This window comes from Lysinibacillus sp. GW823-FHT02G10, from assembly GCF_058797135.1.
Map to the genome: position 1 here is coordinate 25,426 of NZ_JBXAJI010000014.1, position 14,030 is coordinate 39,455.

The following is a 14,030-nucleotide window of genomic DNA, read 5'->3' on the forward strand; positions in this document are numbered from 1 at the left end:
GTGAGGCGTGGAGAATATGGGGAAAGACTACGATGTTTTAGTAAAGGATCAACTGTTCTTTGGCGGTGCAAAAGATGCAGAGGCTGCATTTACACAAGAATCCGTTGATGTTGTGATAGATGTTCGTGTTCAAGGGCTATCCCCTCAAGACCAGGAGACAGTTCCTTATTCTTATAAACATATGCCTATAGCAGATGAAGATAGTGAGGTAGCATCATCCATTCAACAAGTCGCGCAAGAAGTTGCTATAGCCTTTGAGACAGGGCAAAAAGTATATGTTCACTGTGGAAGTGGTGGTGGACGTGCAGGTGTTGCAGCTACTGCTATATTAATGGAGTTGGGAATGGCTGATTCATTAGAAGCAGCACAGGCAGCTGTCAAAAAAGCTCGTCCATTGGTGACGATACGCCCTAAAATGGAAGACGCGCTGCAAAAACTTTATAAATAATTGAGAAGATGTACTAATTAAGGTACATCTTTTTTTATGATGTAAGAGATACTTTGTTCTATACATATTAGAACAAAGTTGTTATAGTTAATGTATAACAAATAATGAGGTGATCTGTATGATGGAGGAATTAGCAAAAGTTCCATGGGCAGTAATAGCACCGCTCATCATCGTTCAAATTATTTTGATGATTGTAGCACTTATTGATTTACGAAAAATTCATGCAACAAACGGCCCTAAAATTCTTTGGGTGTTTATTATTCTTTTTGCTAATCTATTTGGATCAATTGCGTACTTTATAGTGGGGAGAAAGCAGTCATGACAACTTTACTTCAAGTTATAGGTTTGACCAAGCAATTTGCAGAGCACAAAGTTGTAGATGCTATTCATTTTAACTTAGAGGAAAAAACTTCTACGGCTTTAATTGGTCCAAATGGAGCTGGCAAGACAACCACTTTATCTATGTTAACGGGGCTTTTAAGACCGACTGCTGGAAATGTAAAAATGCTAGGTAATGATTTACGTGCGAATATAGGTTTTTTACCCCAATATCCACAATTTCATCCTTGGTTAACTGCGTTAGAGTTTACAGAAATGGCTGCAAAGTTGAATGGTGTAGCAGCCAAAAAGGCTAAATTAGAAGCACAAAAAACCTTAGAATTTGTAGGGTTAGGGGACGTCCAACATAAAAAAATAGCCTCTTTTTCAGGTGGAATGAAGCAGCGACTAGGTATTTCCCAAGCAATAGTGCATAAGCCTAAATTACTGCTATTAGACGAACCTGTTTCAGCATTAGATCCAGTTGGCCGTAGAGAAGTACTTGATTTATTAAAAGGACTACAGCAAGAGACGACTATTTTATACTCAACGCATATTTTAAATGATGCTGAAGAAATGACAGATCAACTATTATTCTTGCAAAATGGAAAACTAGTAGAGCAGGGAACATTACGTGAAGTACGGCAACGTTTTGATGAGCAAAATTATGTCATTGAATTTGGCAGTGAAGAAGAGGCTAAGCTTTTTGCAAATTCCTCTAATCATGTAATAGGTTGTAATGTGTATATTGAGATCGTGAATGAAGAGCCGACGATGAAAATGTTGCTTCAACGGTTAAGTGAATGTCCTTATACAATTAGAAAGGTAGAGCGACAGACAGCATCTTTGGAAGAAATTTTCATGAAGGTGGCGAAAAAGGCATGAGAGGATTCAATGTACTTCTGCAAAAGGAATTTAGAGAAGCATGGCGGAGTTGGAAGTTTCTATGGATTCCTCTAGTGTTTGCTCTGCTTGGAATGAGTGATCCACTAACAAACTATTATATGATGGATATTTTAAATGCTGTTGGAAATGTTCCAGAGGGCTTTGAAATGTTGATGCCAGAATTAATGCCACTGGATTTAATTCAAGCTTCTATCGGGCAATTTCAAACAATTGGCTTATTGGTGATGATGGCTTCATTTGTAGGAGCTATTAGTAAGGAACGCGCTAATGGTATGGCAACATTACTATATTCTAGGCCTATATCATTTGGCGCATATTTTTTGAGTAAATTTGTTGTTATGAGCACCATTTGTTTTGTTAGTATTTTAGCTGGGTTTGGTGCAAGTGTCTATTATACTACTATTCTATATGGAACGTTGGACGTGGGTGCACTGTTAGTAAGCTTTTCTACGTACTATATTTGGCTGCTATTTGTGATAGCTGTTACGTTAATGATGAGTGCCAGCTTTAAAACAGTTATTGCTACAACATGTGCATTTACAGTAATCTTTGTTGGGCAAATTATCGATATGATTATAGGAATCTTTTGGACAATATCTCCGTGGAAACTGGCAAGCTACGGAATTGCAAAATTTCGAGGAACAATAGAGATGTCAGATTACTGGTGGAGCTTAGTCATTACGCTAGCATTGACAATTATCTGCATCGGCATTGGTATCGTGATGATGAAAAGAAATGCGTCTATGACAAAAATCTGAAGAGAAAACGGTAAAAATGGATTTTTACCGTTTTTTATTTTAAATCATCCTACCATTTATAAGCAAAATCAATCCTACAAAGAACATAATCCAAGAAAGGGTCGAGCTTGTTCTTTGATCAAAAAGCGTTTGAATTTTTCTTAAAGGTTTATTCATAAATCGGCGGAATAATAGATGTAAGCATAGTAGGATGATCCCTGGTGCAATCATTACTAAATTATATCCTGCCAATAAAGGTAACCATTCATAAAACACTATTTGATTACTCGTTAAAATACCTATTGCCGCGAAATAAGGAAGAGCGGTTGCAACTTCTAAAATAGAAGTTGTGAAACCTAAAGCTACCATAGAGCCCACATGTAAAGATTTTGGTTTAGGGGGTCCATTTGCCTTTCTTTTTGGAACTAACCAACTGCCAATAAATAAAATTCCCCCTACTATGGTCATGATTAATCGAGCTGAGTAACTATCTAGCAAATTAGAAATAGGGTTGAATATGACACCTAGACCTAACATTAAAAAATTCCCAGTACTAAAGTAAAACAACCCAACAGTCATTAAATAGGTTAATAAAAGGCGGATCTGCTGTTTTTTAGTCACAAGCAATACATAGACGGATACGCCAATTATAGAAGGACTAAACATGTCTAACAAAGCTAAGGTACCAATCAGTAGCAACATTTCTATGTTCATGATTATGATTTTCCTAACGCCTGTTTTTTTGTTTCATAAACATGAAAAGCCTGCTCTATAAAATGTAGAAATTCTTCCTCTAAAGGATATAATCCAATTTGTTCAGATTTATAAGTAGATTTTCTTATGGTCCACATCTTCTCTAAAAATTCATCATTTCCGTTATATTCTACCTCGGCTTTTTCCATCATTCGTTTAATAATAAACTGAACGGAATCGGCTTCAGGACTTTCCTTATGAAGCTGCTTTAATTGACCTAATAAACCAATCCACTCTAAAGAATTAGGATCATTTTTATTTAAATTGGGTAATTTTCTAAGTAGTTCCATTTCTGTAGCTGCAAAAATCTGCTGGCGGAAGGCTTGCTTATTATCTCGTTCTTGATTTGAAAGCTTAATGTACTTTTGGATAAGGGACTCTGTCAACCCACCTTCGATAGACGAAGCATTCTTTAATCCAAGAATAGTGTTCTTCATTTGCTGTAGTTTCTTTTGCTCTTCTGCTACAAAAGCTAACTGATGGTCTAAACTTGCTTCCCAGTTCCATGAATTATTGATAAGCGTCTGAATTTCTTTCAACTTGAAGCCCAATGCCTTTAAAAATACAATCTGTTGTAACGTTTTGAGTTCGTTCTCTCCGTATATCCTATGTCCCCCCTCAGTCTTTGCTATAGGAAGTAACAAGCCGATCTCCTCATAGTAACGTAACGTTCGAACAGAAATGCCAGTTTGTTTTGATACATTGTGAATCGTAATCAAGGTAATCACTCCTCCTCTCTGTTAATGACATTATATAAAATGACGTAACGTCACTTTCAAGAGGGATTGTAAAACTCCTTTCTTGGAATCTCTATAACTTAGGAATATAATGGGTGTGTAACTCGAAATTTGTCAAATAACTCGGAAAATATATAGACTACTATAGAAAGAAGGGACATGAAAAGTGGGAACTGAAAATTCCGATCGTTTCCTGACAGCGTTTAATCGAATAGATCATAGACTGAGAGATATTGTAGGTGCGAAGGATTTTATGCCTTTTTATCGGCTGATTGATCAAGCAAAGAAAAAGGATGTCTTGGTGAAGAAATATGAAGATGATCTCCGCTCATATGCGGACTTACGAAATGCGATTGTGCATCATCGTACATCATTACATTATGTGATTGCAGAGCCACATACTGATGTTGTAGAACGAATTGAATACATAGATGCTACCCTTGCTAAGCCAACGCTTGTGGGGCAAATGTTCCGTAAAAGAGTATTGATTTTTCAAGAAAATGATTCTTTAAAACATGTTTTAAAAGTGATACGTCAGCGCAAATATACACAATTTCCTGTTTATTATAATAAGCAGTTTAAGGGGCTCATCACAACAGTAGGAATCACAAATTGGCTTGCGTCAAAGATGGGTGGTGATCATTTACCGAAAAGAATACCAACACTGCATGATATCTTATTGCATGAGAAAAATAGAGTGAATTACAAATTTGTCAGTAGAACGATATCCATCTATGAGGCTGAGGAAATATTTAAACAAGGAGTCGAAAGAGGGAGACGCTTTGAGGCATTATTAATAACGGAGCATGGTCAACCACATCAAAGATTACTCGGTATTATTACGCCCTTAGATATTGTCAAAATTGATTAACAAAAAAAACGAGACTAGACAAGCAATTAAGGGCTTGAATGTCTCGCTTTATCTTTTAAGCTGATGTACAAGGAACCATTTGTTTGGACTTGAGCAAAATAAACTTCTTCTACAGAATGCACATTTTGCTTTTTCAATTTCTTTATTACCCAGTCTTCTGTCAGCTCAAGTTCAACAATATTCTCGGTAATAAGTTGACCATCAGAAATAACTTCTGTAGGAAGGTAGGTAGGTGGTGATACATCGGCTTTAACATCCTGCTTTGTAGCCACTTGTTCAGAGGTTTTTTGTAGCACACTGAGCTTTCCATTCGTTTCTAGTAAAGCATACTCAACGTCCTGTACGGAGAAAATGGCTTGTTCACGTAACATCATTGTAAGCTCATCTAGATGAAGACGGTTTTTTTGTAGTGCTGATTCTAATATAAGACCCTTTTGAATAACAATTGTTGGTTTATCATCAATGAGAACGCGAGCTTTTTTAGATTTAATCGTAATAACGGTCATCAAATACGTTAAAGCACTCCACCAAACGAGAGAAATCAAACCATCTAAAAATGGTGTTTCTTCCTGAGAGGCAATTTCTGAAGCGATCGACCCAAATGTAATACCTGTAATGTAATGGAAAAACGTTAACTGGCCTAATTGTTTTTTACCAAGTAGACGTGCCAGAATTAGTAAGGCAAAAAACGAAAGTGTTGTTCGTAGAATCATTTCCCAAAAGTGAGCATGAATAAAGCTTTCCATGCATATATCAACTCCTTTTACAGCTGTCGAACTATAGCTTGTGCAAAATGGTCGATAGTATGCGACAATCATTTTTAAACAAAATAAGAGTGAGGTGGCAACATGAATAAACAATTAAATGTAACCAATCCAATCTATCCAATAATGATTGCAATCGGTGTTGCTCACCTAATAAATGATACGATGCAAGCTGTTATCCCAGCGATGTTTCCGATATTTAAGAGTGAATTAGGATTGACCTTTACACAAATTGGAATGATTTCTTTTGTATTAAACATATTTGCTTCTGCATTGCAGCCTGCGGTAGGCTTTATTAGTGATAAAAAACCAATGCCTTATGCTTTACCTATCGGTATGATTAGTTCATTTATAGGGATTGCTATTATAGCGTTCACAACGCAGTATTGGATTATTATTATTGCGGTATTATTTATAGGCTTCGGGTCAGCTATTTTTCACCCTGAGGGATCGAGAGTTTCCTTTATGGCAGCTGGATCTAAACGAGGACTTGCGCAGTCAATTTATCAAGTGGGGGGAAATTCAGGGCAAGCACTAGCACCATTAATTAGTGCTTATATCTTTGATATTTTAGGGCAACGTGGGGCTGCAATCATATTAGTAATTGCAACGTTTGGTATCATTTTATTAAGTAAAATTGCTACATGGTATAAAAAACAATTGGAGCAGGAGCGTGCAACTAAGAAAAAGCGTGTACTCGTCTCAACATTGCCTCCATTAACAAAGAAACAAGTAGGAATCGCATTAACATTATTATTTACAATTATTTTTGCACGATCATTTTATACAACAAATATAACAAGTTTTTATGTGTTTTATCTAATGGATCACTATGAGGTCAGCCTTCGACTAGGGCAAATATTAATATTCACCTTCATGGCATTTGGTGTAGTAGGTACCTTTTTCGGAGGTTCTTTATCAGACCGTATTGGTAGGAAAAATGTCATTATCCTTTCTGTAGTTGGCCCTATGCCATTTTGTTTAGCATTGCCATATGTACCATTATGGGCGGCTATGATATTTTTAGTTATTATTGGTACGTTGATTATGATTAGCTTCTCCGTAACGGTGGTCTATGCGCAAGAGTTAGTCCCAACAAAAATTGGCACCATGGCAGGTTTAACAACAGGATTTGCTTTTGGAATGGGCGCAATAGGGGCAATGATTATCGGCGTTTTAATGGATCATAAAGGCATTGATTTTACAATGATTGTTGTTTCATTATTACCTTTATTATTACTAGTTGCCTTCTTCTTACCGAAAGATAAACCTGCTTCAGCTGCTGTCTAATAAAAAAAACGCGTATCTACGCGTTTTTTTATTGTCTTAATGGAGCTAAGAATTCTGCTGGCAATTTTTCCTGATCAATTACATAGCCCTCTGAAATATGAACTTCATGCATTTTATCGTTGTAAGTAAATTTAAAGATGCCATTGTCAAAATCTGTGCCAATTTCTTTGAAGAATATACCTTCAATCGATACATACTTAGGACATGTAAATGCTACTTTAAAGTTCTCCTGTTCTTTAATTAAGTAAGCACGTACTCCTTTTTCATATGTTTCATTTGCATCATCATCGGTTGGGCGTTGAACAGCTACGATATGAAAATCAACAAAAGGAACTTCCTTTAACAGTACGTTTAAGAACGAACCTTTAGTGATTTCCTCCCAACGGCTTTGTGCGCTTTGCCCTACGATAATTTGTGAAATACTATAATTCTTCGCGACCTCTGCAATAACCTTTTGTATGGGGCGTTTTTCATTATCTTGCAAAATAAATTTTTCAACCTCAAGTTCATCTGATAACTTTTTCCATTGCTCTATATAACTAGATTTCTCTGCGTCAAATGCATCAAGGGGTTGCGAATCGACTGAAAGAATATAGAGTGGGCAATCAAGCATTGTGGCCATCTTATGACCACGACGAATCAAACGTTCGCCATTTAAGCCGTAATAAACACAAACTAATATACTTTCATCCAAACGCCCTTTTACATGCTTCATAAAAAATGTACACCTCTTATCTGTTGGTATTTTGTTAATTTCACTGTTGATTTTGAAAAAATTATCCTAAAACAGCTAAAATCGATGCTGTTACAGTGCATTATGCTCACTTATATTGTATACTTAAAAATGTATAAAAGTTAACGAAAATGTATTGGAAAACCCTTGAAGGATTAAGCTTAAATCGATAATTAGAGATTATTTAATTTATGCATTCTGTGCATCTATGCTAATTTGCTTTCATATGCCACACTATTATGCAGTGAGTTAAATAGATAGTCAAGTGTCTTCATTATGCTGATATTAACTGAGTTGTAACTGTATAAATTATCTGATTTTCCACAAGTTATTTAGGCTTGCATCGGGTTAGAAGTGACTAAATAACTAAAATAACCGTTTTTATAAACAATTAGGCACTTTAATACCCCACCACATTCCATTAATAAATTTCAAGAATACATCTAATATGTTCCTTAGCTTGAACAAATTTCTAAAGTCTTAGCACTTTACATGCCCATCACCACAAAAATTTGCTAGATGATTTAGATAGTAGGAGGTTTTCATTTGGTCACAGTTCTCATTGCGATACTTTTGCCATTTGTTTGTGCTGCTCTAATTCCATTGCTTTACAGGCGACTAAGGCGTGTCACACATCTTGGCTGGTTTGTTTTATCTGTTCCATTCATCTTGTTTCTTTTACTCGCTCGCTATATTCCTCAATTAGCCGAGGGTAAAACCTTTATTCATACATATGAGTGGATTCCCTCTTTTAATATAAATTTCACAACTTACCTAGATGGACTCAGTATGATTTTTGGTCTGCTGATTACAGGTGTAGGTAGTTTAGTCATTTTATATTCTATTTTTTATTTATCAACGAAAGAATCTCTTCATCATTTTTACTGCTATTTATTACTATTCATGGGCGCTATGCTTGGCGTTGTTTTTTCAGATAACCTAATGGTATTATACACATTTTGGGAATTAACGAGTGTGTCATCTTTCCTATTAATCGCATTTTGGCATCATAGAAAGGCTTCTCGGGCAGGTGCTAAAAAAGCGATGATGATTACCGTCTTTGGCGGACTCTCAATGCTTGCGGGTTTCTTAATGCTCTATGTAGCTTCTCATACATTTAGTATTCGTGAAATTGTAGCTAATGTAGAGGTTATACGAGATCATACCTTATTTACGCCAGCGCTTATTCTAATTTTACTAGGGGCTTTTACAAAATCTGCACAATTTCCATTCCACATTTGGTTGCCTGATGCTATGGAGGCCCCAACACCTGTTAGTGCTTACTTACATTCCGCAACAATGGTGAAGGCAGGCATTTATTTAGTTGCTCGTTTTTCACCGGTTTTTGGAGGAGAGGCAGTATGGTTCTGGCTAGTTAGTGTTATCGGCCTAGTTACATTATTCTGGGGCTCCTTTAATGCTGTCCGTCAGACGGATTTAAAAGCATTATTAGCCTTTTCAACAGTGAGTCAGCTTGGTTTAATTATGAGTCTCTTTGGTCTTGGGTCTGTTGGTCATTATTATGGCTATGAGGAAAACTCGATTTTTTACACCCAAGCAAGCTTTGCAGCGCTATTTCACCTTGTGAATCATTCGACCTTTAAAGGAGCTTTATTCATGATGGTTGGAATTGTCGATCATGAAGTAGGTACTCGTGATATTCGTCGTTTAGGTGGCTTAATGTCTTTCATGCCTATCACTTTTACAATTGCTGTGATTGGTAGCTTCTCAATGGCAGGACTGCCACCATTTAATGGCTTTTTAAGTAAGGAAATGTTTTTTGCAGCAGTATTGGCTATTCGTGATGTAGAAGCATTCTCTATTGCTGATATAGGGCTGTTTTTCCCTATAGTAGCATGGGTGGCAAGTATCTTTACCTTTGTCTATAGTTTGATTTTAATTAGTCGTACATTTTTGGGTAAACTACAGCCAGAGAAGATTGATAAAAAACCACACGAAGCTCCACTTGGCATGTTAATATCGCCAATTATTTTATGCTTGTTGGTAGTTGGTATCTTTTTCTTCCCTAATATATTAGGTCATTATATTTTAGAGCCTGCTATGGCTAGTATTTATCCAACATTCCCAACTACAAGTGAGTTAACACCACATATTCATGCATGGCATGGCATCAATGCAGAGTTATTGATGACAGTAGGTGTCATTATTATTGGAATTATCTTATTTAAAACATTAAAAAGCTGGAAGCCACTTTATCGTCTATTTTCACAAAAGTATACGTTTAATACGTATTACAATCGAATGATAGAGATGAGTGAAAATGGCTCACAGAAGCTTACCAATAAATATATGACAGGTAATTTAACACATTATTTTGTCTATATATATGTATTTTTTGTTGCACTTATCGCAGGTTATTTTGTTTGGTCAGATGCCATGACCTTTAATTTTGACAAAGATTCCGCTATAGAATCCTACGAGTTAATCCTTGTGTTTGTCATGATTTTTGCTGCTGTTTGGATGATTTTCGCAAAGGGTCGGGTGACAGCCATGTTGCTAAATGGTGTACTAGGCTATTCTATTGCCTTCTTCTTTGTTATTTTCCGTGCACCAGACCTAGCTTTAACACAATTAGTTGTTGAATCGGTCACAACAGCTTTATTCCTATTATGTTTTAAATATTTGCCAGATTTAATGCCAGAGCTACCACGTAAAAGGGTTCAATGGTCAAAAGCATTGATTTCTATTTTTGTTGGTGCAACTGTAACTATTGTTGGTTTAGCAGTAGTACACTATGATCGCTTTGAACCAGTGGCTACTTACTTCAATGATGCCTATGAATTGGCTGGCGGTTCCAACATCGTTAATACAATACTAGGGGATTTCCGTGCTTTTGATACGATGCTAGAGGTTGTTGTTCTTCTAATTGCTGGCTTAGGGGTCTATGCTCTGACAAAGCTTAAGCCACGAAAGGAGGAAGCAGATCATGAAAATTAATGATGTGATTTTAAGAACCGTCACCAAAGCCGTTGTGTTCATTATTTTAACACTCGGCGTGTATTTATTCTTTGCTGGGCATCATGCTCCTGGCGGTGGCTTTATAGGTGGTCTGGTGTTAGCCTCAGGCATTGTTTTGTTATATCTAGCCTATGATATTGAAACTGTTCATAAAGGGATGCCTTTCGACTTCAAAAAAGTTGCAGCTCTTGGTGTATTGCTTGCAACTGGAACAGCAATAGGTTCGTTGTTTTTTGATGTCCCATTTTTAACACAAGCACATACGTATATAGATGTTCCTATCTTTGGGAAAATGGGCTTTTCAACTGTCACTATTTTTGAAGCGGGTGTGGCTTTAACAGTGGTGGGGGTTGTTGTAACAATTATTTTAAGTATAAGTGAGGATGAGTAGCCAATGGAGTCTTTAATACTTGTTTTAGTAGGTATATTAGTAGCTGTTGCGACGTACTTAATCCTCTCGAAGCAGTTATTGCGTGTTATTTTAGGCACCGCTGTTTTATCTCATGCTGCCCACTTACTGATTTTGACTATGGGAGGTTTAAAAAAAGGGGATGTCCCGTTATTAGGAGAATCAGAGGGACCATATACAGATGCATTACCTCAAGCATTAATATTAACAGCGATTGTGATTAGCTTTGCTGTCACTGCTTTTGTTCTCGTTTTAGGGTATCGCGCGTACAAAACAAATGGTTCAGGGAATTTTGATGAATTGAGAGGTACGCCTGATGAGTAATATGATTGTTTTACCATTAATTGTACCAGTAATTACGGCTATTTTACTGGTGTTTTTAAAAGAGCATGTGACGCTACAACGTATCATCAGCTTATTGACATTGAGCTTTATTATTATCATTAGCGTCATTTTATTAGTAGAGATTCAAGAACAGGGTGTGATGCGCATTGATTTTAGTGGATGGGCACCACCATTTGGAATCTCATTTGTAGCCGATTCATTTGCGACACTATTAGTGTTAGTTGCAAATATTGTAGCCCTCATTTGTATGCTATATGCAATTTTTACAATGGAGCTAAGATATGAAAAAATGTATTTTTATCCATTTACCTTGCTGATGATAGCAGGTGTCAACGGCTCATTTTTGACGGGCGATATTTTTAACTTATTTGTGTGTTTTGAAGTAATGTTGCTCGCTTCCTATGCATTGATTAGCTTAGGTGGCGAAAAAATTCAGCTACGTGAAGCATTGAAATATGTGCTCATCAACATTGTTGCCTCTTGGATTTTCTTAGTGGCACTAGCTTTTCTGTATGGAACGGTAGGCACATTAAATATGGCACATATTTCAATTCGTGTAATGGAGGCAGGAGCTAATCCTCTTATTACAACAGTAGCGCTTATTTTCTTAATCGTCTTTAGCTTGAAGGCTGGACTTTTATTATTCTTCTGGTTGCCAGGATCTTATAGTGTACCACCAACTGCCATTGCTGCTTTATTTGCTGCTTTATTAACAAAGGTAGGGATGTATGCACTTGTACGTTCCTTTACATTGCTGTTCCCTAACAATCCTGAAGTCACACACACAGCTCTTGGCATCATGGCTGGACTCACAATTATAGCAGGCTGTATCGGTGCACTTTCAGGTCGTGATGTTAGAACAATAGCCTCTTACAATGTACTAATTGGCGTTGGTTTTATAATAATTGGGCTAGCTGTAGGCACAGAGTCAGCCTTACAAGGTGTTATCTACTATTTAATGCACGATATGATAGCTAAGGCTATGTTGTTCTTAGCTGTTGGCATGATGATCTATCTCACTGGGGAAACAGTAATTGATAAGATGAGTGGACTTATTCGTAACTACCCCTTTTTAGGATGGTTGTTCTTTATAGCAATGTGTTCACTAGCTGGTATACCCCCACTGAGTGGTTTTTTAGGAAAGGTTTTAATTGGACAAGGTGCGATAGAAGGTGGCCATTTCGTTCTATTAGGTCTAGGGTTTTTCTCTAGTTTAATTGTTTTATATTCATTGTTAAGGATATTTCTTTCTTCCTTTTTCGGCGAAACCATTATTAGCTTAGAGGATGAAAAACCTTTACCTAAACGTATATTGTTGCCATTAACATTACTAGCTGTTTGCACATTTGGGTTAGGGATTGGGGCAGAAAAACTGGCACCATTTGTCACAGATGCAGCTGAAACACTTTATACACCATCTATCTATATCGATGCAGTTTTAGATGGCGAACAATGGCAAGGTGAGGTGAATAAATAATGGCGATGCAGTTTATTTTAAATTTATTTATCGCAACACTTTGGTTACTTCTACAGGATGAAGTGACACCACAATTTTCAACATTTTTAATGGGTTTTGTTGTAGGTATGGGTATTCTATATGCGATGCATCGCTTTTATGGTACTCAATTTTACATGAGGAGAGTCTTTTCCATTATCAAGTTATTATGGCTGTTTAACTGGGAGCTATTTTTATCAAGCTATAGTGTATTAAGACAAATCACTACACCTAAGCTAAATATTACACCGGGTATTTTCACATATAAAACTGTATTAGAGGGTGATTGGGAGATTACAGCTCTTGCCTTACTGTTAACGTTAACACCTGGCTCTGTCGTCATGGAGGTATCGGAAGAGGGAGATGTCTTTTATATTCATGCTATGGACATCGAACAGTCAAAGGATGCTGTTATACGATCAATTGGAAAATTCGAACAAGCAATAATGGAGGTGACACGCTAATGATTAACAATATATTACTTCTTGCACTTGCTTTCTTCAGTATTTCCATTGCGCTGTCGTTATATCGTGTTATCCGTGGTCCGTCAATGCCTGATCGAGCGATAGCTCTCGATACAATTGGTGTTAATTTATTATCGGCTATTGCGATTGTCTCTATTATATTGAAGACTAAAGCATATTTAGAAGCTATTCTTATTTTGGGCATTTTAGCGTTTATCGGAACGATTGCATTTACAAAATATATAGAAAGAGGTGTGATTGTTGAACGTAAATCAAATGATTGAATGGGCAGCAGTTATCCTTATTCTTATAGGTTCCATTGTGAGTGTTATTAGCGCATTTGGGATGATTCGCCTACCAGATGTCTATACACGATCACATGCTGCTACGAAAAGCTCTACATTATCGGTTTTAACCTGTTTGTTAGGAGCGTTTATCTATTTCTGGGTACATGACGGTTTTGTTAGTGTACGGCTCATTTTAGGTATTCTTTTCGTCTTTGTGACAGCACCCGTTGCAGGGCATTTAATTTGTCGTGCTGCCTATCGTTCTCGCGTTCCATTAGCAAAGGACTCTGGTGAAGATGAATTAAAGTCAAAATTGTTCCCAGAAGAGCATACGATAAAATAGAAGGAGGACTGTTTGCCCTAAAGCAAACAGTCTTTTTAGTGCAAAATAATGAAAATAGTAGAACTGCAAAATTGATGAATAGATTGTTCAAAGAGAGTGGTGAAATCCCTGCACAAGAGATGAGAGAGCACTGGCTTAAGGTAGTAAACAT

Annotated in this window: 17 protein-coding genes; 13 read left to right on the top strand and 4 right to left on the bottom strand. The window is 36.8% G+C overall.

Annotation, left to right across the window (positions count from 1 at the left end; genetic code table 11):
• Positions 1–16 precede the first annotated feature (16 nt).
• From AC1RFD_RS21765 to AC1RFD_RS21780, 4 genes are all read left to right on the top strand, one after another.
• The gene (locus AC1RFD_RS21765) at positions 17–448 is read left to right on the top strand and encodes a protein-tyrosine phosphatase family protein (RefSeq protein WP_048395783.1); all 432 of its coding nucleotides are present in this window, start codon (positions 17–19) and stop codon (positions 446–448) included.
• A gap of 118 nt (positions 449–566) precedes the next feature.
• The gene (locus tag AC1RFD_RS21770; protein WP_081010918.1) at positions 567–770 is read left to right on the top strand and encodes a PLDc N-terminal domain-containing protein; all 204 of its coding nucleotides are present in this window, start codon (positions 567–569) and stop codon (positions 768–770) included.
• Positions 767–1,651, top strand: a complete 885-nt coding sequence (locus AC1RFD_RS21775) for an ABC transporter ATP-binding protein (protein ID WP_048395781.1) — start codon at positions 767–769, stop codon at positions 1,649–1,651. Before AC1RFD_RS21770 ends, AC1RFD_RS21775 begins: the two co-directional genes overlap by 4 nt.
• Positions 1,648–2,430 (top strand): ABC transporter permease, encoded by a 783-nt coding sequence (locus AC1RFD_RS21780; protein ID WP_492475258.1) that lies wholly within the window; start codon positions 1,648–1,650, stop codon positions 2,428–2,430. Before AC1RFD_RS21775 ends, AC1RFD_RS21780 begins: the two co-directional genes overlap by 4 nt.
• A gap of 39 nt (positions 2,431–2,469) precedes the next feature.
• Here the strand turns inward: AC1RFD_RS21780 and AC1RFD_RS21785 are convergent, their stop codons facing one another.
• A complete protein-coding gene (locus AC1RFD_RS21785; protein WP_492475259.1) occupies positions 2,470–3,123 on the bottom strand; it encodes a GAP family protein in 654 nt (217 codons plus the stop codon).
• 2 nt (positions 3,124–3,125) lie between these two features.
• Positions 3,126–3,890, bottom strand: coding sequence for a MerR family transcriptional regulator (locus AC1RFD_RS21790; RefSeq protein ID WP_231595764.1), 765 nt, complete (start codon positions 3,888–3,890; stop codon positions 3,126–3,128).
• 175 nt (positions 3,891–4,065) lie between these two features.
• On the opposite strand from AC1RFD_RS21790, the gene AC1RFD_RS21795 reads away from it, so the two are divergent.
• Positions 4,066–4,770, top strand: a complete 705-nt coding sequence (locus AC1RFD_RS21795) for a CBS domain-containing protein (protein ID WP_048395772.1) — start codon at positions 4,066–4,068, stop codon at positions 4,768–4,770.
• Between the two features lie 26 nt (positions 4,771–4,796).
• Here the strand turns inward: AC1RFD_RS21795 and AC1RFD_RS21800 are convergent, their stop codons facing one another.
• Positions 4,797–5,516, bottom strand: coding sequence for a DUF421 domain-containing protein (locus tag AC1RFD_RS21800; RefSeq protein WP_082148191.1), 720 nt, complete (start codon positions 5,514–5,516; stop codon positions 4,797–4,799).
• Between the two features lie 102 nt (positions 5,517–5,618).
• On the opposite strand from AC1RFD_RS21800, the gene AC1RFD_RS21805 reads away from it, so the two are divergent.
• On the top strand, positions 5,619–6,824 hold the full coding sequence (locus tag AC1RFD_RS21805) for an MFS transporter (protein WP_492475260.1): 1,206 nt from the start codon (positions 5,619–5,621) through the stop codon (positions 6,822–6,824).
• Positions 6,825–6,852: 28 nt separating this feature from the next.
• On the opposite strand, the gene AC1RFD_RS21810 is transcribed toward AC1RFD_RS21805, so the two are convergent.
• Positions 6,853–7,539: an adenine nucleotide alpha hydrolase family protein gene (locus tag AC1RFD_RS21810; protein WP_036075307.1), complete on the bottom strand. Its 687-nt coding sequence runs from the start codon at positions 7,537–7,539 to the stop codon at positions 6,853–6,855.
• Between the two features lie 564 nt (positions 7,540–8,103).
• On the opposite strand from AC1RFD_RS21810, the gene AC1RFD_RS21815 reads away from it, so the two are divergent.
• The 7 genes from AC1RFD_RS21815 to AC1RFD_RS21845 are packed head-to-tail and all read left to right on the top strand — an operon-like array spanning position 8,104 to position 13,879.
• Positions 8,104–10,515, top strand: coding sequence for a Na+/H+ antiporter subunit A (locus tag AC1RFD_RS21815; protein ID WP_257962172.1), 2,412 nt, complete (start codon positions 8,104–8,106; stop codon positions 10,513–10,515).
• A complete protein-coding gene (locus AC1RFD_RS21820) occupies positions 10,505–10,927 on the top strand; it encodes a Na(+)/H(+) antiporter subunit B (protein ID WP_004233141.1) in 423 nt (140 codons plus the stop codon). Before AC1RFD_RS21815 ends, AC1RFD_RS21820 begins: the two co-directional genes overlap by 11 nt.
• Before the next feature lie 3 nt (positions 10,928–10,930).
• On the top strand, positions 10,931–11,269 hold the full coding sequence (locus AC1RFD_RS21825) for a Na(+)/H(+) antiporter subunit C (protein ID WP_004233143.1): 339 nt from the start codon (positions 10,931–10,933) through the stop codon (positions 11,267–11,269).
• On the top strand, positions 11,262–12,767 hold the full coding sequence (locus AC1RFD_RS21830; protein ID WP_492475261.1) for a Na+/H+ antiporter subunit D: 1,506 nt from the start codon (positions 11,262–11,264) through the stop codon (positions 12,765–12,767). Before AC1RFD_RS21825 ends, AC1RFD_RS21830 begins: the two co-directional genes overlap by 8 nt.
• A complete protein-coding gene (locus AC1RFD_RS21835) occupies positions 12,767–13,249 on the top strand; it encodes a Na+/H+ antiporter subunit E (RefSeq protein WP_048395764.1) in 483 nt (160 codons plus the stop codon). Before AC1RFD_RS21830 ends, AC1RFD_RS21835 begins: the two co-directional genes overlap by 1 nt.
• A complete protein-coding gene (locus AC1RFD_RS21840; RefSeq protein ID WP_004233151.1) occupies positions 13,249–13,533 on the top strand; it encodes a Na(+)/H(+) antiporter subunit F1 in 285 nt (94 codons plus the stop codon). Before AC1RFD_RS21835 ends, AC1RFD_RS21840 begins: the two co-directional genes overlap by 1 nt.
• Entirely contained in the window at positions 13,511–13,879 is a 369-nt protein-coding gene (locus tag AC1RFD_RS21845) for a Na+/H+ antiporter subunit G (protein ID WP_048395761.1), read from the top strand. Before AC1RFD_RS21840 ends, AC1RFD_RS21845 begins: the two co-directional genes overlap by 23 nt.
• Positions 13,880–14,030: the final 151 nt, after the last annotated feature.